We start from the raw sequence: 21536 nt of genomic DNA, 5'->3' as shown, positions 1-21536 counted from the left end.
GGCTATGGCTTTCCCGCCCTTTTGCTTGCGCTCGCCCCGCTATGCTGCGCACAAAAAAGGGCGCGCGAGCCTTCCCTCGCGCGCCCGATCTTCCTTGGATGTGATGCGTCCGTCAGAAGAATTTGGCTTCAGAAGAAGAGAATACCGCCCAGCGCCACCGCATCGCTGCTGGCCGAATTGCCGTTATGCGCCTTGGCCTTCGAGTTGATATATTCGCCGATCAGCGTCACCCAGCTGTTGAGACCATAGCGCAACTGCCCCACCGTGCTGCTGTTCACGCGCACCAGCGTCGGATTGGCGGCGCGATCGGCGGCGTCGGTATGGTTGAGATAGCTGGCGCCATAGCTGCCCGCGACGGTGAACTTGCCCTGCGTCAACGCGGCCTGCAGATAATAGCCCTCGCTGCTGCGCGGCTTGCCCGCAGCATCGGTGTCAAACAGGTTCAGCACCGTCGTGCCCAGACCCTTGGCAGTGTAATAGGTGCCAACCAGCGTGACCGGCCCGATCGAGGTGCGTGCGCCCACATCAAGCCCCTGGCCGGTATAGCTGCCGCCCGCCACAAACTTGTGCTCCTGCGTGATGCCCGAGGCCCACAGGTGGAGCTTGACCGCATCAAAGGCGCCGTCATAGGTCACCTTGCCCTGGAAGCCGGGGCTCGAATTGTTCTGCGCGCCCGCCGTCAGCGAATTGAGCGGCTGGAATACGCCCACCGATGCCTGGAACCCGCTCATGCTGGGGGTCGTATAGGTCATCTGCGGCTGGAAATCGGTGTAGATATAGCCCGAGCCGATGCGGCCCAGCGTGGTGTTGGCAGGCGCCGCATTGCCGCCGGTCGGGCCGGAGGAGAGCAGCGTGATGTCATTGAGGATCGCCTCGGAACCAAACAGGCCGATGGCGCGGCCGATCTTCAATTCGCCAAAACCCTTGCGGCCAATGGTCAGATAGGTCTCGCGAAAATCGATGCCCGCGGTGGCCAGAGCCGTCGGCTGACCGCCATTGTTGGCGCCCAGCGCGCCCCATGCCGCGCTGTTTATGCCCGGATACATGCCAAAGTGCGCGCCCACATCCCATCCGTTCTGGGTCGTGGTGGCGTCCACCTTCAGGAAGCCGGGAAGCAGGCCGTTGCGCACCGCGCTGGTGTTGCCGCCCACGCTGGCGATACCGCCGGTGACGGCCGTGTTGGCGCCGGGCTTGGCCGCATTGTCATAGACATAGAAGCCGTTGACTGAGCCGGAAAACTTGATCGTGGCCGGACCGACCTGCAGGCCGATGCCGCTGTCGGTGGCGCGCACGAATTTGGCGGTATCCCCCGCCACCACCGGAGCAGCCGCTGCGGGAGCAGGCGCTTCAGCCTCGTCCTTCAGCAATTCGTTATATTCCGCGTCCGAGAGGATGCCCTTGTCGTGCAGACGCTTGAGCAATGCCTGCGAATTGCCGGCATAGGCTGTGGTCGAAACCCCCATCATGGCCACGGCACTCGCGGTGCCGAGCAGAACTTTCCAGAGCATGATACTCTCCCTTATCGATCCACTTTATCTGCTGTGGTGATGGGAGAATGGGGCGCGAAAGGGCCGTCTTGAAATTGGACTTTCGGGTCTGATACTTTGGGAGAACGGGTTTGTTCCTAGGTATCAGACCCGCAAGGGTTCACGGCGCAATGGCCACGCCCCATGGCCCCGCGCCCGCCGGAATCGTCGCGATCACGGCGCGGGCGTTCAGGTCCACGATGCTGACATCATCGCTCATCCCGTTGGCCACAATGGCCCGCCCGCCATCGGGCGTGATGGCCAGATGCCATGGTCGCTGGCCCACCTTCACATAGGCCTCGACCGCATGGCTGGCGACATCGACGATGGCGATATGGTTGGCCCGGCCCAGCGCGACAATCGCCTTGCGCCCGTCGGGGGTGAAGCGGATGCCGCAGGGCATGATGCGAATCGGTTGGACGCCGGGCGGGGCGAAACTGATCGTGGCGGTGATGGCATGGGTGGCCGGATCGGCGATCTGCACCACACCGCCCATTTCCGCCGCGATCCACAATTGGCGCCCGTCGGCGGTGAATTCGACATGGCGCGGGCGGGCCTCGGTCTCGGTTGTGGCCACCACCTGATGGCTGGCCGCATCAATCCACGAGATCAGTTTGCCATCCTCGCTGGTCACGACAATCACCTTGCCGTCGGGGCTCTGGGTGATGCCTTCGGGCTCCTTGCCCACCGGCACCTGCCACGCCACGGCGCGGGTGGACAGGTCGACCGCCGTCATGGCCGCATCATCTTCATTGCTGACAAACAACAATTTTCCATCGCGTGAGGGGTAGAATTGCTCAGGATCCTGACCCGATGGCAGATGGGCCACCAAGGCCCCGCTGGTCCGGTCGCGCAGCTCGACCGAATTGTCCAGCCCGCTGGCCACCAGCACCTGCGCGCCATCGCGGGTAAGAGCAATACCGCGTGGGCGCTGGCCCACTTTCCATGTCGCCACAGCCTTACCCGCGGCCAGATCGATCACGCTGACCGAGTTGCCCCGCTCGTTGGAAACATAGGCGATCAAAGGGGCCGTTTGCGCCATGGCGGCGGTGGGGATCAGCGCATTGCCCAAAAGGGCAATAAGCAGGGCGGGAATCGCGTGATTCTGCGCAGTTCTCTTTATCATGACAGCAGCATATCCCCCCGTATCAGACCATGAATAGCACCAAGGTCCAATACAGACCTGTTCGCGGGGATCATAAGCTTACCATACGGAAATCAAAAGACGCGGGCCCGGCATATCGGCACCGCCTTGTGGTGAGAAAGAAGAGAGGAAGATCTGATCATGTCCGGATTTTTCACGCGCATCACGCGCGCCCAGACGATGCTTGCCGCCGCCACATTGCTGGCCGCCGCCAGTGTCGGCACGCGCCTTGCCGCGCATGGCGATGTCACGCCCCAGCCGGTGGACACCAGCGCCCTGCCCGATATCGGCGACAAGTGGGTGACGCACAACCCCTATCGCGGCAATGCCAAGGCCGCCGAAATCGGCAAGTCGGCCTTTGGCCAGAACTGCGCGCGCTGCCACGGTCTGGATGCGATTTCGGGCGGGATCGCGCCGGATCTGCGCTACCTTGAACTGGGCGATTCGGGCGACGAATGGTTCGTTCAACGTTTTCAGCACGGGTCGAGCCGCGATGGCAAAGTCTATATGCCCCCCTTTGGCGAAGCGCTGGGCCAGAAGGCCGGCTGGGCGATTCGCAGCTGGCTGGAGACGCGCCATACCGATGATTGATGCGCGTTGGACTGATTTACCGGCGAATGATCTAAAAACATAATTACGGGAAGAGGGCGGCATATGGGCGAGCAGGCAACCGGCATTGGGCGCAGGGCGTTTCTGGCGGGAGGGCTTGCCGCTCTGGCCGCCCCGCTGCCGCTGTCCGCCGCGCCTTTGGCCAAGGTGCGCGAATTGGGCGTGCTGCGCGTGGCGGTTTACAAGCACAACCGCCCGTGGTCCTGGGCCGAACCGGACAACAGCACCAATCTGCGCGGGATCGACGTCGATCTGGCTGGCGCCATTGCCAAGACGCTGGGGGTAAAGCTCGATATTGCCGAGTTTACCGCAGGCGATGATATGGCCACCGACCTGCGCAATGCGGTGTGGCGCGGGGGCCTGCTGGGGTTCAAACCCGCCGATATCATGATGCATGTGCCCTTTGACCGGCAATTGATGGTCGAAAACGACCAATGCGCGATTCTGGCGCCCTATTACCGCGAAAGTTTCGCCGCCGCCTGCGGGCCGGAGCAGAATGACTGCGAGGTGCCCGCCCCGCAATATCGCGGACGGCGCATGGCGGCGGCGGTCGCCACCATCCCCGACATCTATCTGCTCTCCAGCTTTGGCGGCGCGCTGCGTTCCAGCGTCACCCATTTCAACACCGGCCATGACGCGGTGCTGGCGCTGGGCACGGGGCAGGCCGATGTGGCCGTGGCCACCAAGGCCGAGGTCGAGGCGGCCATCCATGACATGAACAACCCCGCCATCCGCCCGCGCAAACGCGCGCTGGAGGCGATGATGTCGCCGGGATGGGACATTGGCATGGCGGTCAAGGACAACAGCCGCTCGCTGGGCGACACGGTTGAAGGGATCATCGGCAAAATGAGCGCCGATGGCCAGATGAAGGCGATTTTCGCCGCCTATGGCGTGGAATGGCGCCCCGCGCTTTCGGCCTGATACGTAAGAGGGATCAAGAGGGATTTCTGAGCTTGGCCTAAGGTCCAATTGCTGCGCAGCATGGGGCCGATAGGCTGGACATCACGGGGGGAAAGCGCGCGCAGGACGCGTGACAGCAAAGACCCGAAGCCGACAATTAACGACAACAGGAGAGTCGAGATGAAGGGCAGAATTTCGCGCTATGCCGCGTCCTTTGCAGCATTGGGCATGGCCGCCGGTCTTATCACCAGCGCGCCGCTGAAGGCCGCAGGCCCCACCAGCCAGGATCTGTTGAATGACGCCGCCACGCCCGGCGACGTGCTGACCTATGGCATGGGCCCGCAGGCGCAGCGCTTCAGCACGCTGGCCAAGGTCAATGTCGACAATGTCAAGAACATGGTCCCCGCCTTTGCCGCCTCGCTGGGTGGCGAAAAGCAGCGCGGGCAAGAATCGCAGCCGCTGGTCTATGACGGCACGATCTATGTGACCGGCTCCTATTCGCGCGTGTTCGCCTTTGATGCGCGCACCGGCGAAAAGAAGTGGGAATACACCGCCCGCCTGCCCGACGGCATCATGCCCTGCTGCGACGTGGTCAACCGCGGCGCGGCGATCCATGGCGACAAGATCATTTTCGCCACGCTCGACGCTCACCTGATCGCGCTCAACCGTCACACCGGCAAGGTTATCTGGAACAAGACCACCTCGGATTATCAGGCGGGCTATTCGGCCACCGCCGCGCCCTTGATCGTCAAGGACATGGTGATCACCGGCAATTCGGGCGGTGAATTCGGCATCATCGGCGAAGTGCAGGCGCGCAATGTCGACACCGGCGAGCTGATCTGGAGCCGCCCGACCATCGAAGGCAATATGGGTACGCTCAAAGGTCAGCCCAATGGCATGACCGGCAAGCTCAATGCCAGCTGGCCCGGTGACATGTACAAGACCGGCGGCGGCGCGACCTGGCTGGGCGGCACCTATGATCCGGAAACCAACCTGATCTTCTTCGGCACCGGCAATCCGGGTCCGTGGAACAGCCACCTGCGCCCCGGCGACAACCTCTACACCTCCTCGACGCTGGCGATCGACCCCGATACGGGCGTCATCAAGTGGCACTATCAGACCACGCCGCATGACGGCTGGGACTTTGACGGTGTGAACGAGTTCATTCCGTTTGACGCCACGATCAACGGCAAGGCGATGAAGCTGGGCGCCAAGGCCGACCGCAACGGCTATTTCTATGTGCTGGACCGCACCAACGGCAAGCTGATCAATGCCAGCAAGTTCGTGATGCAGACCACCTGGGCCAATGGCATCAACCTGAAGACCGGCCGTCCCAACTATACCGAAGATGGCCGCCCCGGCGCCCCCAGCGGCACCGAAAAGGGCAAGGTGGTGTTCTCCTCGCCGTCCTTCCTTGGCGGCAAGAACTGGATGCCGATGGCCTACTCGAAGGACACCGGCCTGTTCTATGTGCCCTCCAACGACTGGGGCATGGACATCTGGAACGAACCCATCGCCTATAAGAAGGGTTCGGCCTATCTGGGCGCGGGCTTCACCATCAAGCCGATTGCCGAGGACCACATCGGCGCCCTGCGCGCGATGGATCCGACCACCGGCAAGATCGTCTGGGAATACAAGAACAAGGCTCCGCTGTGGGGCGGCGTTCTGACCACGGCGGGCAATCTGGTGTTTACCGGCACGCCCGAAGGCTACCTCAAGGCCTTCAACGCCAAGACGGGCGAGGAACTGTGGAAGTTCCAGACCGGTTCAGGCGTGGTCGGCTCGCCCATCACCTGGGAACAGGACGGCGAGCAATATGTGGCCGTGATGTCGGGCTGGGGCGGCGCGGTGCCGCTGTGGGGCGGCGAGGTCGCCAAGACCTTCAAGGAAATCAGCCAGGGCGGGTCGCTCTGGGTGTTCAAACTGCCCAAGGGCTGATGAGAGGTGCGGCGCGGGACCACAAAATCCCGCGCCGCTCATCTTTGGAATTGACGCCGATGTACCATCAGAGAGATACGCTGATCACTATGGCAACGCCCGACAGCATCCTGATCGTTGATGACCACGCGCTGGTACGCGATGGCATGCGGACCCTCCTTGAAGGATGTTTTGCCCAGTGCAGCATTCTGGAGGCGGGCAATTATGCAGAGGCGCGTGCGGCGCTTGCCGGGCATGCCGATGTCGATCTGGTGCTGCTCGATCTCAACATCCCCGATGCCAAGCGTTTTTCCGCGCTGCAGGGCCTGCGCGAGGAACATCCCGCCGTGCCGGTGGTCATGGTGTCGGGCACGCTGGATGGTTCGGCGGTGCGCGAGGCGCTCTCGGCGGGCGCGGCCGGGTTTATCCCCAAGAGCCTGAAGCGCGACCAGATCGTCGAGGCGCTGCGCCAAGTGCTGGCGGGCGAGATCTATGTCCCCGATTTCGATTTTGCCGAGGAAGCGGCGACCGGCGAGGAAGTCGCCATCCGCCAGCGCATCGCCACGCTGACGCCCCAGCAGAAGGTCGTGCTGGGCCTGCTGGTTTCGGGCCGTTTGAACAAGCAGATCGCCTATGAACTCGACGTCTCGATGACAACGGTGAAGGCCCATGTCTCGGCCATCCTGCAAAAGCTGAATGTGTTCAGCCGCACGCAAGCGGTAATTCTGGCCAATCGGGTCAATTTTCCGGGTTGATCGATCTGGGGCAGCCGCAAGCTTCGGCCTAGTCCCCCATTTACGCCCCCGTTACGCCCCATTCCCCAGCATATTGCGCATCAAGGCCCGCAATTGCGCAGGCTTGACCGGCTTGTTCAGCATCGGCACGCGCGCCTGCGCCAGCGCGGCTTTCACCTCGTCGCTGCGGTCGGCGGTGATGACCAGAGCGGGGATCTCGCGCCCTGCCGCCTTGCGCAAGATCGCAATCGCCTCGTCCCCGCGCATACCGTCATCAAGGTGATAATCGGCGATGATCATGTCGATGCCCGCCGCGATGGCTTCGGCCGCCTCCGTGTCGAGCGGGCCGGTGGCAGTCGCCACCTGATGGCCCCAATTGCGCAGCAGCGCGGCCATGCCCGCCAGAATGGCCGGATCATTGTCGATCACCAACAGGCTCTGCGTGCCGGTCACGCCGGGACGCACCGGGCGCGACGTATCGCCGCCCCTGTCGCTGCGCGCCTCGGCCAGGGGGACCAGCACGGAAAAGGCGCTGCCCTGCCCCGGTGTTGATTCCACGTCCAGCCGATGCCCCAGCATCGTGGCCGCGCGGCGCACGATGGCCAGCCCCAAACCCTTGCCGGGAATGCGTTGGGTGGATTCAAGGCGGCGGAATTCTTCGAAAATGGCTTCCTGATGCTCGGGCGCGATGCCGGGGCCGGTGTCGCGCACGGTGATGCGCGCGCCGTCCTCTTGCGCCGCTATGGTGATGCTGACGCAGCCCTGCGCGGTATAGCGGATCGCGTTCGACAGGAAATTCTGCAAAATGCGGCGCAGCAAACGGATATCCGAACGCACCCAGACGTCGGTGACGGGAATGTCGAGCGAAAGCCCCTCGGCCCGCGCCACGGCGGCAAATTCGATGCGCAGCGCGGCCAGCATCGGTTCCAGCTCAATCGCGCTCCACGCGGGCGTGATCGCGCCCGCATCCAGCCGCGAGATCTCGAACAGAGCCTCCAGCAGATCCTCGACCGAATCGAGCGCCACCCCGGTCTGGCGCACCAGCGCGCGGCTGGGCGCAGCCAGGCGCCTTTCGGCCAGCGCCGAGACAAACAGCCGCGCCGCATTCAACGGTTGCAGCAGATCATGGCTGGCCGCGGCAAGGAAACGCGTCTTGTCGCGATTGGCATGTTCGGCCGCGGTCTTGGCCGCGCGCAATTGCCCCTCCACCTCGCGGCGCTCGGCAATCTCGGCCTGAAGTGCGGTGGTGCGCTCGGCCACGCGGCGCTCCAGCATCTCGGCCGCCTCGCGCAGGGCATTGCGGTCCTGCACCCGCTCGGTGATGTCGTCAAAGCTGAAGGCCATGCCGCCGCCCGGCGTCAGCGGGGTCGAGCGGATGATGAAATGCCGCCCGCCCAGCACGCAGGGCGTCTCGACCTGCTCGCCCGTTTCGCGCCATTCCAGCGCCGATGTGCAATCAATCCCCAGCCGGTCGCGGCAATAGGAGAGCAGGCCCGCATGGGTTTCCAGTCGCTTGCTGCCCCGCGCGTCCAGCCCCAGCAGCCGCACCATGCCCTGATTGCGTACCAAGAGGCGGCGATCCAGCCCATAGTGGCACACGCCCTCGGACAAAGTATCGAGCGTGGCCTGAAGCACGAGGTTGCGCTCGGCCAGTTCGCGGGCGCGTTCGCGGGCATCCTCGGCCTTTACCTCGGTCACGTCAGTATAGATGCCGACGCGCCCGCCCTCCGATGTCTTCAATTCGTTTATCTGAACCCAGCGCCCATCGGCCAGCGCCTGAACATGCACGCGGTCGGCCTTGGCATGTTGCGAAAGCCGGTCGGCCAGCCAGCGTTCGCGCGAGACCAGCGAGCCCACCGGCAGCCCGCTTTGCGCCGCCATTTCGGCAATCTCGCCAAAGGTGACCGAGGACAGATCGCGCCCGCGCAGCGCGGGCCAGAAGCCCAGATAGGCCTCATTATGCAGCAGCAGCCGGTCATCGGCATCAAACAGGGCAAAGCCGTCGGGCAAGGATTCAATTGCATCGCGCAGCCGCACCCGCGCCGCATCGGCATCGCGGTGCGCCTCGGCCATTTCGGCATTGGCCTCATTCAGGCTGGAGAGCGCCTGTTCCAGCGCGGCGGTGCGGTCGCGCACCATGGCCTCCAGCGCAATGGCCGCCTCGAACATCGAGAAAGCGCCGCCCTGCACATCGCTCGACCGTTCCACCCGGTCGATCAGCGCCTCGTTGATCTTTTCCAACTGGCGTATGCGCTCGGCCAGCGTGTTCAGATCCTCCGCGGTGGGCCGGTCCGCCTCCGCCATCCTTATGCGCCGATCGCCAGACCGCTCAGCGTCTGGTTATTATGCGCGGCGCGGAACTGCTCGCCATAGGTGTTGAAGCCCACGACATGGCGCGCGGCATAAAGCTGCGAGACCTCGCGCGTGATCTGGCGATTGTCGGCATCCACCCGGTTCAGCACGCAATCGAAACCGATCACATGGTCGATCTCGCCCACGCGGGTTTCCACCTCGGAAAACAGACGTTCCAGATGAGCCATCCGGTCCACCCTCTCGCCCACACGCAGCACGATGCCATTGTCGATGGCGCAATAAAACGTCAGGCTGCCATCGGGATTGGCGCTCTGCACCGCGCGGATGTGATATTCGCCACCGGCGCGCACCATGGGCGGATTTGCGGCAAAAAAGGCCGCGTCGATCTCGCCGCCCACCAATCCGGCGATCCTTGCATATTCCTGCGCGGCGGGGCGGGCGTTGATTTCATACACCACGCGCGCCTGCGCATCGGCGGAGGTGACAACCATCCGTTCCTCACGCGGGCGATAATGGTGCGAGCAAAAGGCGTGCAGGGGGCGCGTGCTCGACAGCATCGCCACCACGGCGGCATCCTTCACAAACCGCCCGTCGACCAGCACGCCCGTCTCGCGGAACACCATGCCGTCGCCCGACGATCCGCCCACCATCACCGTCTCGCCCAGTGCGTCCTGAACCGTCATCGTCACCAGTTCCTCGCGGTGCGAGAGACCATCGACCAGAAAGATCGCGGCATGATGCAGTTGTTCGCCCAGCCGCCGCGCCGAGGCCGCCGCCTGCGCCGCCAGTTCGCGCACCGCGCGCCGCCCCTCGGCCACATCGAACCCGTCCAGATCGTCGAAATGCAGCACGCTCATGGCAAAGCTGTCGGCAGGAAAACCGATGAAAACGAGACTGTCCTCGTCATAGCCGCGCTGGGTCAATTCGCCCGCGCTGGTGCAGCCGATCAGGGGGAAATCACCGAGCCGCCGGGCCAGTTCGCCCGCCAGTTCGTCGCGGTCATAGCGATGCGAACAGAACAGCAGCGCGCCCGCAAGCGCCATCCCGCCGATCGCGCACACCACCTCGTCCACGGCGGTCACCGGATCGCTTGCATGAGATGATACCACAGCCAAAGCCGAACGCGCCATATGCGCCATTACCCTCTCCAACCCCGGATGCCTGTCGCCGGCATTCTCGGACATGGCACCTTAGCCGGTCTCCCTCCCATGGCCAAGGGGGTGTGATGCACTCGATATAAGACTTAAGGATAAGAAAGGGCAGATTCTCCGGCGCGGCGCCCGGCGAAATTGACACTTGGCAAAGACGCAGGCACCCCTGATGCGCAAAAGGCCCGGCACAAGGCCAACAGGAGGCAGGAAGGGTGGTAAAGGCGCGTTACGTCATAGGCTTGGGCCTGGTGTTGGCGGCGGGCGGTGCGGGCGTCTGGGCCTGGCGCGACCGGCCTCTGGTTGTGCAGGTGGCGCAGGCGCAATTGGGGCCTGCATCCCAACAGGTCTATGCCACCGGCTATGTCGAGGCGCAGCAGCCGGTGTCCGTCTCCTCGCGCATCACCGCCCCTGTGGCGCGGGTGCTGGTCGAGGAAGGCGCGGCGGTCAAACTCGGTCAGGCGCTGGTGCTGCTTTCCGACGATGAGCAAAAGGGCCTGCTCGATCAGGCCCGCGCCCAGCAGCGCAGCGCCGAGGTGATCGAGCGGCGCAATCTGGCGCTGTTCCGCGATGGATGGGTGACGGCGGCCGCGCGCGACAATGCCACCACCGCCGCCGACGCCGCCCGCGCTGCCAGCGCCACCGCCCGCGCGCGCCTCGACCAATTGGTGGTGCGCGCCAATTCGGACGGCATCGTGACCAAGCGCGATGTCTATCCCGGCGATCTGGCCACGCCGGGCAAGGTCCTGCTTCAACTGGGCGATCCATCGCGCATCCGCATCACCGCCACGGTGGACGAGCGAGACATCACCCGCGTGGCCGTGGGGCAAAAGGCGTTGATGTCCTCCGATGCGCTGCCCGGCGCGATCCCGGCGCATGTTTCCGAGGTGACGCCCGGCGGTGATCCCACGGTGCGCGCCTTTCGCGTGCGTTTGATGCCCGATACCGCCAAACCGCTGCCGATGGGCCTAACGCTGGAGGTCAATATCATCACCAGCGAGCGCAAGGCGGCAGTGCTGGTGCCCGCCGCCGCGATCGCCGGTGATGGGCGCAACGTCTGGGTGGTGGCGCAGGGCCGCGCCGCCTCGCGCCCGATCATCAAGGGAGCCGATGGGGCCAGCAAGGTCGAGATCACCAGCGGATTGCGCAGCGGTGAAACCGTGGTGCTCAACCCGCCCGCCGATTTGAGGCAGGGCCAACGCCTGCGTCCGGCCCATCCCTGATGCTGGCGCGCTTTTCCCTGCTGATCCACATCGCCTCGCGCCATCTCATCGTGCGGCGGCGGCAAACGCTGGTGGCCACCAGCGGGGTCGCGGTGGGGGTAGGGTTCTTTCTGGCCGTGTCCGCGCTGATGGTAGGCAGCCAGAATGATTTTGTGCGGCAATTGATTGATGTCGCTCCTCATATCATCATCTCCGACGAATTGCGCAGCCCCCCGCCCCAGCCCGGCATTGCCGCCTATTCCGGCGGCGCGGTCCAGCTTCACGGCTATCGCATCCGCAATGAGGTGCGCGGGCTGAAGGACTGGCAGCGGATTCTGGCCAGCGTCAATGCCATCCCCGGCGCGATCGGTTCGCCCAGCCTGTCGGGCGCGGTCACGCTGCGGCTGGGTGGGCGGGACGAGCCGCTGGCCATTGTCGGCATCGAACCGGGGCTGGAGGCCAAGGTCAGCTCGATCAGCGACAAGCTGCGCGCCGGGCATCTCGACGATCTGGAGCGGGTACAGGGCGGCGTGATCCTCGGCGAGGAACTGGCGCAAAGGCTGGGGCGGGGCATGGGCGACATCGTGCCCGCCACCGCCGCCAACGGCACCACGCGGTCGCTGCGCATCGTCGCGCTGGTGAAAAAGGGCAACAGCCAGCTTGGCTCCTCTTCGGGCTATATGCTGCTGCGCGAGGCGCAGAGCCTGCTGGGGCGGCCCTTCATCATCAACCGGATCGGGGTAAAGCTGAGCGATCCCTATGCCGCCGAAACCGTCGCGGCGGGGCTGGAGGCGCGCTATCGTTACAAGGCGCAAAGCTGGCAGGAGCGCAGCGCCGATTTCCTCTCGCTGCTGCTGACGCGCAATGTCATCATGTACACGGTGGTTTCGGCGATCCTGCTGGTGGCCTCTTTCGGCATCTATACCGCCGTGTCGAACAGCGTGGCCGACAAAAGGCGCGACATTGCCATCCTGCGCTCAATGGGCTTTTCACAGGGCGATCTGCAGATGGTCTTTGTGCTGGAAGGGATGGCACTGGCGGTGATCGGCATTGTGCTGGGCTGGGCGCTGGGCTTTGGGCTGATGACCATTCTGGGCAGCCTTGAATTTTCCATCGGGGGCGAAATCCAGCATATGCCGCTGGACCGTTCGCCGCGCCAATATGCGATTGCAGCGGCGGCATCGTTGACGGCGGGGGTGCTGGCGGCATGGCTGCCCGCACGCAAGGCGTCGCGGGTGGATCCGGTCGATATTCTGCGGGGGGCGGTATGAGCGATCCGGTGCTTGTCGCACGTCATCTGCGGCGCGAATTACCCGGCGATCCGCCCCCCGTGCTGGTGGCCGACGCGGATCTGGCGGTGATGCCGGGGCGCTTTACCGCGATTGTCGGGCCATCGGGCTGCGGCAAGTCCTCGCTGCTCTATCTCCTTGGCCTGATCGACCGGCCAACGGGGGGGCAATTGCTGTTTGAGGGGCGCGATCTGGCGCAAATGTCGGGCGACGAACGCGCGGCGATCCGGCTCGAACATTTCGGCTTTGTGTTTCAGTTCCATTTCCTGCTGCCCGAATTCACGGCGCTGGAAAACGTCATGCTGCCGCTGCGCCGCCTTGGCCGCCTTTCATCGCGCGATATCGAGGCGCGGGCAAACAGCCTGCTAGGCGATGTGGGCCTAGCGGAAAAAGGGTGGAAATTGCCCGAAAAGCTGTCGGGCGGGGAACGCCAGCGTGTGGCCATCGCCCGAGCGCTGGCCAACAACCCGCGCCTGGTGCTGGGCGATGAGCCGACCGGCAATCTCGACAGCGTCAATTCGGCCCGCGTGGTCGAACTTTTCCGCGCGCTGGCCCATGATCAGGGGCGCGCGGTGGTGTGCGTCACGCATGACATGGGCATCGCCGATCAGGCCGACATCCGCGTTTCCATGCTGGACGGGCGCGTGATCGAGGTGCGCGAACAAAACGCCCCTATTTCAACCCCAGCTTCCTGATCGCGCGCCAGCCCAGCGCCTTGCCCTTGTTCTGTGCGGGCCAGCGGCCGGGGCGGCGCGGGTTCAGGCCAAGACCACGCAGCACGCCGTTGAAGGCATGGGCGGCGGCCTCGTCATAGGACCATTGCGAGCGCCAGGTGATCGACAGCGAGACCGAAACCTGCGGCCCGTTCCTGACGAAATGGGGCGCCATCACCGGCACCATCAGCCCTTGTCCCGGCGCCAGCGCAAATTCGCGCCCACCGGCCAAGAGATCATCGCTCCATTTCAATTCGCGCCCGCCGCCGGTGTGATAGACCTCATGCACGCGCGCGGGACTATAGGCTTCCTCGGCGGCGGGGAATTGGGTCATCACCTTGCTGCCCCGGATCTGCATCAGGATATTGTGTTCCGGGTCAAAGTGATAGGGCGTCACCGCGTCGGGCGAGGAGACAAAGACGAAGCCCTGCGGATGATAGACCTTGCCGGTCTTGCTGGTAATCGCCCCTTCCAGCTCGCCGATCACATCGAGCAGCAGCGCGCGATAGGCCTCATCCTCCTCCAGATGCTTGATCGCCACCCAGCAGCCCGCGCTGTCAATCTGGCGCACCGCATCGGCGGCGCTGATGCTGGGCACGGGGGGCTTGCCGGTGATGCCGATGGGCTGCTTGGCATAGGCATATTCAACATTCCTGGCCGGCAGCCGCTCAATCAGTCGGGCCAGAGATTCCAGCTCCATCAACGGATGCCCGCATAGATTGTGCTCCATCACATGGGGCACTTCGGGATAATTGGCGGCAAAAGTTTCGAAGGCGCGCGGCGGCAAAAAAGACATGGGCGATGATTCCCTTGGGATTTGTCGCCAGTTTAACGCCTGAATGCCAAGGAATGGCTAACGAAGGAAGGATGCGAGGGTCGAGACCCTTGCGCTCCCGTTACCGTCTGCATTGTAGATTGAGATAGGCATTGAATGTCGGACGCAATGTCAGGATTTTAGCCTCTTGCACACCCTCTTCCGCGCCGCAGGCTTTAAAACATAGCGTCCAGCGCGCCATGGCGATGGCACCCCACCATTCATGGGATTGCAAAGGGACGAGTCCCTTTGCCCGCCGGAGGCATCTTTAAAAACCTAATCAACCCCCTCCAGCCACTCCGCAATCATTGCCTGCCCCGCCGCGACCGCCTTCGGCCCCAACTCGGCATGGGCCGCGCGCAAGTCCGCCTCGGTGCCGCCCGCCTCGACCACGCTTTCGGGCCATTGCTCGATCCACGCGTCAAAGCGCGGGTCCAGCCCCATTTCGGCGTGGAACTGCAGCGCGAGGATATTGCGCCCACGCCGAAACGCCTGATGATCATAAACGTGGCTGGAGGCCAGGAATTCAACGCCCTCGGGGCGAGTGAAGGTATCGCCATGCCAATGCAGCACCGGCACGTCCTCGATATGACGCAGGGGGCTGTCCTTGGCATGGACGTGCACGGGGTGAAAGCCAACCTCCTTGCGCGGCCCGGGATAGACGCGCGCGCCCAGCGCCGCCGCCATCATCTGCGCGCCGAAGCACACACCCAGCGTCGGCCGGTCCGCCTCCAGCCGCATGGCGAGGCGGCGCATCTGGCAGGGAATCCACGGGTGCTGATCCTGTTCATAGACGCCCATCGGGCCGCCCATCATGATCAGCAGGTCGGGCTCGCGCAGGTCCAGCGAGGAGAAGGCGGGATCGGCCACATCGATGCGGTCCACTTCATATCCCGCCGCCTCGATCGGGGCACGGTATCCCGCCACGCCCTCATAGGGGACGTGGCGGATGATCAGGGCTTTCTTCATCTTGGCCTTAGGGTTCGGGCAGGAAATCCGGCACCGAGAGATAGCGCTCGCCGGTGTCATAGTTGAAGCCGAGGACGCGGCTGCCTGCGGGCAGTTCCTTGAGCTTTTGCGCGATGGCGGCCAGCGTGGCGCCGCTGGAAATGCCCACCAGAATGCCTTCCTCACGGGCAGAGCGACGCGCCCATTCCTTGGCATCGGCCGGGTCCACCTGAATCACGCCATCGATGCTGGCGGTGTGCAGGTTGGCCGGGATAAAGCCTGCGCCAATGCCCTGAATCGGGTGGGGCGCGGGCTGGCCGCCGCTGATGACGGGCGAGAGGGTGGGCTCGACGGCATAGGCTTTGAGGCCCGGCCACACAGGCTTGAGCGCCTCGGCAACGCCGGTCAGGTGGCCGCCGGTGCCGACGCCGGTGATCACCGCGTCAATCGGCGTATCGGCGAAATCGGCCAGGATTTCCTGCGCGGTGGTGCGGGCGTGGACGGCGGGGTTGGCGCCGTTTTCAAACTGTTGCGGGATCCATGCGCCGGGGATTTCCGCGGCCAGTTCCTTGGCGCGCTCGATCGCGCCCTTCATGCCCTTTTCGCGCGGGGTCAGATCAAACGTCGCACCATAGGCCAGCATCAGGCGGCGGCGCTCGATGCTCATGCTTTCGGGCATGACCAGGATCAGCTTGTAGCCCTTGACCGCCGCGACCAGCGCAAGGCCGATGCCGGTGTTGCCACTGGTGGGCTCGATGATGGTGCCCCCGGCTTGCAATGTGCCGTCGGCCTCAGCCGCCTCGACCATGGCCAGCGCGATGCGGTCCTTGATCGAACCGCCGGGGTTGCCGCGCTCGCTCTTTACCCAGACCTCGTGATCGGGAAACAGGCGCGAGAGGCGCACATGGGGCGTGCCGCCAATGGTTGCGAGAATCGAATCGGCCTTCATCGGTCTTGCCTTTCCTCTTGTTGGCGCCGCTCCGCCGCGCCGGATCTTTTGGCGCTCAAGCCATGGACCGGATCAGATTAATCCTCAATGACAACTAATCCAGTAGAGTTTTCTTGTCGGCGCACAAATCCCGCTTTATCCCTCTGGATGAACCGGCCCCCACATCCTATCTTGGGGCCTCCTATCCCCTTACCCCCAATCAGGAATTGCCCCCGCATGGATTATCGCCCGCTTGGCACAACCGGCCTTTCGGTCAGCGCCGTCTGCCTTGGCACCATGACCTTTGGTTCGCAGAACACACAGGCCGAGGCGCATGAGCAGATCGAGGTCGCGCTCGACCATGGCGTCAATTTTATCGACACCGCCGAAATGTATCCCGTCACCCCGGTCAGCCCCGAAACCTTTGGCCGGACCGAAGAGATGATCGGCGCATGGATCGCCCAATCGGGCCGCCGCGACAAAATCGTGCTGGCCAGCAAAGTGTCCGGCCCGGCGCGCCATTTCCCGCTGCGCGGCGGCAACAACAGTCTTGACCGGCGCAATATCCAACTGGCCATCGACGACAGCCTGCGGCGGCTTCAGACCGATTACCTCGATCTTTATCAACTGCACTGGCCCGACCGGGGTGTGCCGATGTTTGGCGGGCGCGGGCTGCAATCGTTGAATGACCGCGCCGATGCCGCGCCGTTGGAAGAAAGCATTTCGGCGCTGGAGGATCTGGTCAAGGCGGGGAAGATCCGCGCCTTTGGCGTGTCGAACGAGACGCCCTGGGGCGTATCGGAAGCGCTGCGCCTGCACCGCGACAAGGGCCTGCCGCGCGTGGCCTCGATCCAGAATGCGTATAACCTTCTGAACCGTGTGTTCGAAATGGGCCTGTCCGAATTTGCCCTGCGCGAAGGCGTTGGCCTGCTGGCCTATTCGCCGCTGGCCGCCGGGCATCTGTCGGGCAAATATCTGGGCGGCGTGGTGCCCAAGGGCTCGCGCGTTGATGTCGCCAAGCAGTTCACCCGCTATTTCACCGTCAACCAGCCGCAGGCCGCCGCGCGCTATATCGCCGTGGCCCATGCTTTCGGCCTCTCGCCCGAGCAACTGGCGCTGGGCTTTGTCTGCAGCCGCCCGTTTGTCACCAGTTCAATCATCGGGGCCACCAGCGTCGAACAGCTCAAGGTCGACATCGCCGCCAGCCTCACCCCCATCCCGGAAGAAGCGCTGACGGCGATCAACGAGGTTTACAACCTGTACCCGGACCCCTGCCCCTGATTATAGGCCCTTAATAGGAAATATCGTAAGCCGGGGGCGGCGGAGGCACGAAATGGCCGCCGTGATAGACCCACCAGGTCAAACCCCCGGCCAGCACCAGCGCCAGCGCCAGACGCCACAGCGGGGCGCTCTTGGGCTGAGCCACGGGTTCGTCATAGGTCTTCTTGCCGGTCACCATCGGGGGCACCAGCTTTTCCTTCTTGACCACGGTGTAGAAAATGACCGCGCCCAGATGGACCACCACCATCAGCACGATCAGGTTGAACCCGACCTCGTGCAGATCAGTCAGTTTTTCCGCCAGATCGGACCCCACCCAGTAATTGAGCGGCCCCGAATAGGTGGCATCGGTATCGGTGGCGAACAGGCCCAGCGTGACCTGCGCCGCCATCAGCCCCAGCAGGCCCAGCACCGACAGCGCGCCCAGCGGGTTATGGCCCAGCACCGGGCCGCCATCGGCCCCGCGCCCGCTGCGCAGATAGGCAAGGATCGCGCTCGGCCCCTTCACGAAACTGGTGAAACGCGCGGTCTGACAGCCCAGAAAGCCCCAGATGATGCGAAAGCCCACGATAAACACCAGCGCGAGCCCCAGCTTGATATGCAGGTCCATCTTGCCGGCCTTGTACGTGGCCCACATCGCGGGCACGAGCACCACCACGCTCCAGTGAAACAGACGCACCGGCAAAGACCAGAGCCGGATTGTGCGCGATTTATCCTGATCCATCACGGACCCCCCAAACAGCAAGGGGCGCCCGACCTTGGCCGGGCGCCCCGAAATTGCGAGCCAAAGACCTGTAATCAGTCCTTGTTCTTGAACTTTTCGTGGCAGCCCTTGCAGGTGCCGCCCAGCGCGCCCATCGCCTTGCCGGCTGCGGCCAGATCGCCCGTGTCGGCGGCGGCCTTGAAGCCCTTGGCGGCGGCCGAGAAGTCAGCGGCGGCCTTCTTGAAACCGGCCTGATCGGTCCAGATTTCAGCCTTGGCGGCGGTCTTCACGCCCGCTTCGGCGCCGGTGCCCTTGGGGAACCAGGTGCCCAGCTTGTCGGCATAACCGGCAACGGTGGCGGCGCTAGCCTTGATGACGGCGGCGTCGGGGTTGCCCGACTTGAACGAATCGCCCGCGCCCTTCATCGCCTTGCCCATTTCCTTGAGCGACTTCTGGCGCGCCTCGATCGTCTGGGCGGGCGATGCCGCCTGAGCCGCCACCGCCACGCCCAGCGCGAGCGCACCAATCATCATCGAAATCTTGCGCATAAATTCTCCCGATTTCCTTCGGGCACAGCGCAAGCGGCCGCCCCCGACCAGCCTTAGGGGTCGCTTTTGGCCATGGTAAAGTCAAGTCTTGGAATGTCGTCAAATGTATTGAAAGTTGCGATCCTCACTTGAGCTTCACGCCCGGTACGTCCTCGGGCAGAGGGATGAACTCGTCATCGCCCACCACATGGCCAAAACGACTCTCGCGCCAATCCTGCTTGGCCTGTTCGATACGGTCGGTGCGGCTGGAGACGAAGTTCCAGTAAACATAGCGCTTTTCGGCAAAGGGCTCGCCCCCGATCAGGAAGATGCGGGCACCGTTCGCGCTGGTGATCACCACCTCGGCGCCGGGTTTGAAGATGATGAGCTGGCTGGTGGCAAAGCTGCCCTCCTGCCCCTCGACCGTAACCTCGCCATTCACCACATAGGCGGCGCGCTCGACATGGTCGGCGGCCAGACGATAACGCCCACCCGGCGAGAGGATCAGATCGCCGCACAGGACATCCGAATAGGTTTTGACCGGCGAGACCAGCCCATCCATCTCTCCGGCGATGACCGAAAGGTGGAAACCCTTGTCGCCATCGCGCGGCATACCGCCCGCGCCATAGTGGAAGAATTCGGGCGCGGTTTCCTCATATTGCGTCGGCAGCGCCAACCAGGTCTGCAGCCCGAACAGCCCGCCTTCCTTGCCGCGCAGCCCTTCGGGGGTCCGCTCGGAATGGACGATGCCCTGCCCCGCCGTCATCCAGTTGACCGCGCCCGGTTCGATCACCTGCTCGCTGCCCAGCGAGTCCTTGTGCATGATCGCCCCGTCCAGCAGATAGGTCAGCGTGGCCAGCCCGATATGCGGATGGGGCCGCACATCCAGCGCCTGATCGGGGGTAAAGACCGCCGGGCCCATCTGGTCGAGGAAAATGAAAGGCCCCACCATCCGCCGCCCCGCATTGGGCAGGGCGCGGCGGACATTGAACCCATCGCCCAGATCGCGCAGGGGGGGCACGATCATCATTTCGACGGGGCTGTTGACGGCAAAATCAGTCATGGGACCTCTCCTTCTTTCCGGGCGTTTTATGCGGTTTCGACCAGCACGATTTCGGCATCATCAAGGGCGGTGATACGCAGGTTTTCTTCCTCGGCAATGGCCACGCCATCGCGCGGCTGGGCGGCGATGCCATTGACCTCGATCCGGCCCTTGGCCGAGACCAGATAGCCCTTGCGCTGTGCGCCCAAGGGGTAGTCCACGCTCTCGCCAGCGCGGATGGTGGCGCCCAATACGCGCCCCTCGGTGCGGATCGGCAGGGCGTCGGCATCGTCCTTGTAACCGCTGGCCAGCACGATCATCTGCCCGGCACGCTCGCCGCGCGGGAATTGCTTGGCGCCCCAGCTCGGCTCGCCGCCGCGCGAGGTCGGCGCAATCCAGATCTGGAAAAGCGTCGTCACCTCGTCCTCAAGGTTGTATTCGGCATGCGTAATGCCCGAACCTGCGCTCATCACCTGAACGTCGCCTGCCGCCGTGCGGCCGGTGTTGCCCAGGCTGTCCTTGTGCGTGATCGCCCCGGTGCGGACATAGGTGATGATTTCCATGTCACGGTGGGGATGGGGCGGAAAGCCCGACTTGGGGGCGATCGTGTCATCATTCCATACGCGCAGCGGGCCCCACTGCATCCGGGCCGGGTTGTAATAATCGGCAAAGGAAAAGTGGTGATTGGCGTCCAGCCAGCCATGATTGGCATGGCCAAGGCCGGCAAAGGGGCGAAGTTCGATCATCGGCTTTCTCCAGTGCGCCGCTGTATGGATAGGCGGCTGTTGGGGCCAAGATAGGGATTGCACCGCGCAAAGAAATGGCAATGATGGAAAAGCATCGGTGAAAGGATTTTACCCATGAAGGCCTATTGATGAGCTTGCCCGATCTTGAAGCATGGGCGATCTTTGCCAAGGTGGTCGAGCATGGGTCATTTGCCGGGGCGGCCGCCGCGCTGGGCCTGTCGAAGCCAACCGTATCCAAGGCGATGACGCGGCTGGAAATGCGCCTTGGCGTACCTTTGATGCATCGCACCTCGCGCCGGTTGACGTTGACCGAGAGCGGCAAGGGCGTGCTGGAACGGGCGCGGCGCATTCTGGCCGATGGCGAAGCCGCCGAGGCCGAGGCCAGCGCGCAAGGACTCACCCCGCGCGGGACGGTGCGCCTTGCTGTGCCGATGAGTTTCGGCCTGCGCCATGTGGCCCCCATCCTGCCCGATTTCATGGCGGCCTATCCACAGGTTCACGTCGATCTCGACCTGTCGGACGCGCTGGTTGATGTGGTGGGGGGCGGGCATGATGTGGTGCTGCGCATCGCGGGGCTGGAGGACAGCTCGCTGCGCGCGCGCCGCCTGTGCAAGGTGCGCCGACCGCTGGTGGCCAGCCCCGGCTTTCTGGCCGCGCATGGCGCGCCCGCCCATCCGCGTGATCTGGCCTCCCTGCCCGCGCTGCTCTACTCCAACCTTGCCGTGCCGGGGGTCTGGCGATTTTCCCATGCCAGTCAGGGCGACTATATCGTCACTGTCGAAGGCCGCCTCTCGGCCAACAATGCCGATGCGCTGACCCCTGCACTGCTGGCGGGCAAGGGCATGGCGCTCCAGCCCGACTTTATGGTCTGGGAACATCTGGCCAGCGGGGCTTTGGTTGAAGTGCTGCCCGAATGGCGCATCCCCGACATCGCGCTGCATTTGGTCACGCCGCCCGGAACCTTGCGCCCCGCGCGGGTGGTGGCGTTGATCGAGTTTCTGGCGCGGAGGTTGGCGGGGGCGGAGTGGGCCAGGGATTGAAGGGGGTTGAGATGC

The 21536-nt window shown here is 64.2% G+C and carries 20 protein-coding genes; 9 read left to right on the top strand and 11 right to left on the bottom strand.

Features of this window, described 5'->3' with window-relative positions; translation table 11 throughout:
- Window positions 1–128: 128 nt before the first annotated feature.
- Together PQ467_RS03730 and PQ467_RS03725 are read right to left on the bottom strand one after the other, a co-directional pair.
- Window positions 129–1508: a porin gene (locus PQ467_RS03730; RefSeq protein WP_274175211.1), complete on the bottom strand. Its 1380-nt coding sequence runs from the start codon at window positions 1506–1508 to the stop codon at window positions 129–131.
- Window positions 1509–1647: 139 nt separating this feature from the next.
- Window positions 1648–2568 carry a PQQ-dependent catabolism-associated beta-propeller protein gene (locus tag PQ467_RS03725; RefSeq protein WP_274176081.1) on the bottom strand — a complete coding sequence of 307 codons (921 nt, stop codon included), beginning with the start codon at window positions 2566–2568 and terminating at the stop codon, window positions 1648–1650.
- A gap of 282 nt (window positions 2569–2850) precedes the next feature.
- On the opposite strand from PQ467_RS03725, the gene pedF reads away from it, so the two are divergent.
- From pedF to PQ467_RS03705, 4 genes are all read left to right on the top strand, one after another.
- Window positions 2851–3261, top strand: a complete 411-nt coding sequence (gene pedF, locus PQ467_RS03720) for a cytochrome c-550 PedF (RefSeq protein ID WP_274176080.1) — start codon at window positions 2851–2853, stop codon at window positions 3259–3261.
- Between the two features lie 63 nt (window positions 3262–3324).
- A complete protein-coding gene (locus PQ467_RS03715) occupies window positions 3325–4200 on the top strand; it encodes a substrate-binding periplasmic protein (RefSeq protein ID WP_274175210.1) in 876 nt (291 codons plus the stop codon).
- A 207-nt stretch (window positions 4201–4407) separates the two neighbouring features.
- Window positions 4408–6117, top strand: a complete 1710-nt coding sequence (locus PQ467_RS03710) for a methanol/ethanol family PQQ-dependent dehydrogenase (protein WP_443192995.1) — start codon at window positions 4408–4410, stop codon at window positions 6115–6117.
- 59 nt (window positions 6118–6176) lie between these two features.
- The gene (locus PQ467_RS03705) at window positions 6177–6851 is read left to right on the top strand and encodes a response regulator (RefSeq protein WP_274175208.1); all 675 of its coding nucleotides are present in this window, start codon (window positions 6177–6179) and stop codon (window positions 6849–6851) included.
- Window positions 6852–6902: 51 nt separating this feature from the next.
- On the opposite strand, the gene PQ467_RS03700 is transcribed toward PQ467_RS03705, so the two are convergent.
- Together PQ467_RS03700 and PQ467_RS03695 are read right to left on the bottom strand one after the other, a co-directional pair.
- Window positions 6903–9134 carry a hybrid sensor histidine kinase/response regulator gene (locus PQ467_RS03700; protein ID WP_274175207.1) on the bottom strand — a complete coding sequence of 744 codons (2232 nt, stop codon included), beginning with the start codon at window positions 9132–9134 and terminating at the stop codon, window positions 6903–6905.
- Window positions 9135–9136: 2 nt separating this feature from the next.
- Entirely contained in the window at window positions 9137–10273 is a 1137-nt protein-coding gene (locus PQ467_RS03695; RefSeq protein ID WP_443192994.1) for an FIST N-terminal domain-containing protein, read from the bottom strand.
- A gap of 233 nt (window positions 10274–10506) precedes the next feature.
- On the opposite strand from PQ467_RS03695, the gene PQ467_RS03690 reads away from it, so the two are divergent.
- The 3 genes from PQ467_RS03690 to PQ467_RS03680 are packed head-to-tail and all read left to right on the top strand — an operon-like array spanning window position 10507 to window position 13477.
- A complete protein-coding gene (locus tag PQ467_RS03690; protein WP_274175206.1) occupies window positions 10507–11514 on the top strand; it encodes an efflux RND transporter periplasmic adaptor subunit in 1008 nt (335 codons plus the stop codon).
- Entirely contained in the window at window positions 11514–12764 is a 1251-nt protein-coding gene (locus tag PQ467_RS03685; RefSeq protein WP_274175205.1) for an ABC transporter permease, read from the top strand. Before PQ467_RS03690 ends, PQ467_RS03685 begins: the two co-directional genes overlap by 1 nt.
- Window positions 12761–13477, top strand: a complete 717-nt coding sequence (locus PQ467_RS03680; protein WP_274175204.1) for an ABC transporter ATP-binding protein — start codon at window positions 12761–12763, stop codon at window positions 13475–13477. The genes PQ467_RS03685 and PQ467_RS03680 overlap by 4 nt, the downstream gene beginning before the upstream one ends.
- Here the strand turns inward: PQ467_RS03680 and PQ467_RS03675 are convergent.
- The 3 genes from PQ467_RS03675 to cysK form a co-directional block, all read right to left on the bottom strand.
- Complete coding sequence (locus tag PQ467_RS03675; RefSeq protein ID WP_274175203.1) at window positions 13455–14291, bottom strand: transcriptional regulator; 837 nt, start codon at window positions 14289–14291, stop codon at window positions 13455–13457. The genes PQ467_RS03680 and PQ467_RS03675 overlap by 23 nt on opposite strands.
- 294 nt (window positions 14292–14585) lie before the next feature.
- Window positions 14586–15278 carry a glutamine amidotransferase gene (locus PQ467_RS03670; RefSeq protein ID WP_274175202.1) on the bottom strand — a complete coding sequence of 231 codons (693 nt, stop codon included), beginning with the start codon at window positions 15276–15278 and terminating at the stop codon, window positions 14586–14588.
- Between the two features lie 7 nt (window positions 15279–15285).
- Entirely contained in the window at window positions 15286–16206 is a 921-nt protein-coding gene (gene cysK / locus PQ467_RS03665; RefSeq protein ID WP_274175201.1) for a cysteine synthase A, read from the bottom strand.
- Between the two features lie 216 nt (window positions 16207–16422).
- On the opposite strand from cysK, the gene PQ467_RS03660 reads away from it, so the two are divergent.
- Window positions 16423–17466 carry an aldo/keto reductase gene (locus PQ467_RS03660; RefSeq protein WP_274175200.1) on the top strand — a complete coding sequence of 348 codons (1044 nt, stop codon included), beginning with the start codon at window positions 16423–16425 and terminating at the stop codon, window positions 17464–17466.
- A 10-nt stretch (window positions 17467–17476) separates the two neighbouring features.
- Here the strand turns inward: PQ467_RS03660 and PQ467_RS03655 are convergent, their stop codons facing one another.
- From PQ467_RS03655 to PQ467_RS03640, 4 genes are all read right to left on the bottom strand, one after another.
- Window positions 17477–18187, bottom strand: a complete 711-nt coding sequence (locus PQ467_RS03655; RefSeq protein WP_274175199.1) for a cytochrome b/b6 domain-containing protein — start codon at window positions 18185–18187, stop codon at window positions 17477–17479.
- Window positions 18188–18261: 74 nt separating this feature from the next.
- Complete coding sequence (locus PQ467_RS03650; protein ID WP_274175198.1) at window positions 18262–18714, bottom strand: c-type cytochrome; 453 nt, start codon at window positions 18712–18714, stop codon at window positions 18262–18264.
- 124 nt (window positions 18715–18838) lie between these two features.
- Window positions 18839–19756 carry a pirin family protein gene (locus PQ467_RS03645; RefSeq protein WP_274175197.1) on the bottom strand — a complete coding sequence of 306 codons (918 nt, stop codon included), beginning with the start codon at window positions 19754–19756 and terminating at the stop codon, window positions 18839–18841.
- A gap of 26 nt (window positions 19757–19782) precedes the next feature.
- Window positions 19783–20481 carry a pirin family protein gene (locus tag PQ467_RS03640; protein WP_274175196.1) on the bottom strand — a complete coding sequence of 233 codons (699 nt, stop codon included), beginning with the start codon at window positions 20479–20481 and terminating at the stop codon, window positions 19783–19785.
- Between the two features lie 128 nt (window positions 20482–20609).
- Here PQ467_RS03640 and PQ467_RS03635 point away from each other — a divergent pair, with 128 nt between their 5' ends.
- The gene (locus PQ467_RS03635) at window positions 20610–21521 is read left to right on the top strand and encodes a LysR family transcriptional regulator (protein WP_274175195.1); all 912 of its coding nucleotides are present in this window, start codon (window positions 20610–20612) and stop codon (window positions 21519–21521) included.
- The last annotated feature ends 15 nt before the right edge of the window (window positions 21522–21536 follow it).

It is taken from the genome of Novosphingobium sp. KACC 22771 (genome assembly GCF_028736195.1).
Classification (GTDB): Bacteria; Pseudomonadota; Alphaproteobacteria; order Sphingomonadales; family Sphingomonadaceae; genus Novosphingobium.
This window is presented reverse-complemented; position numbering and strand designations above follow the sequence as displayed.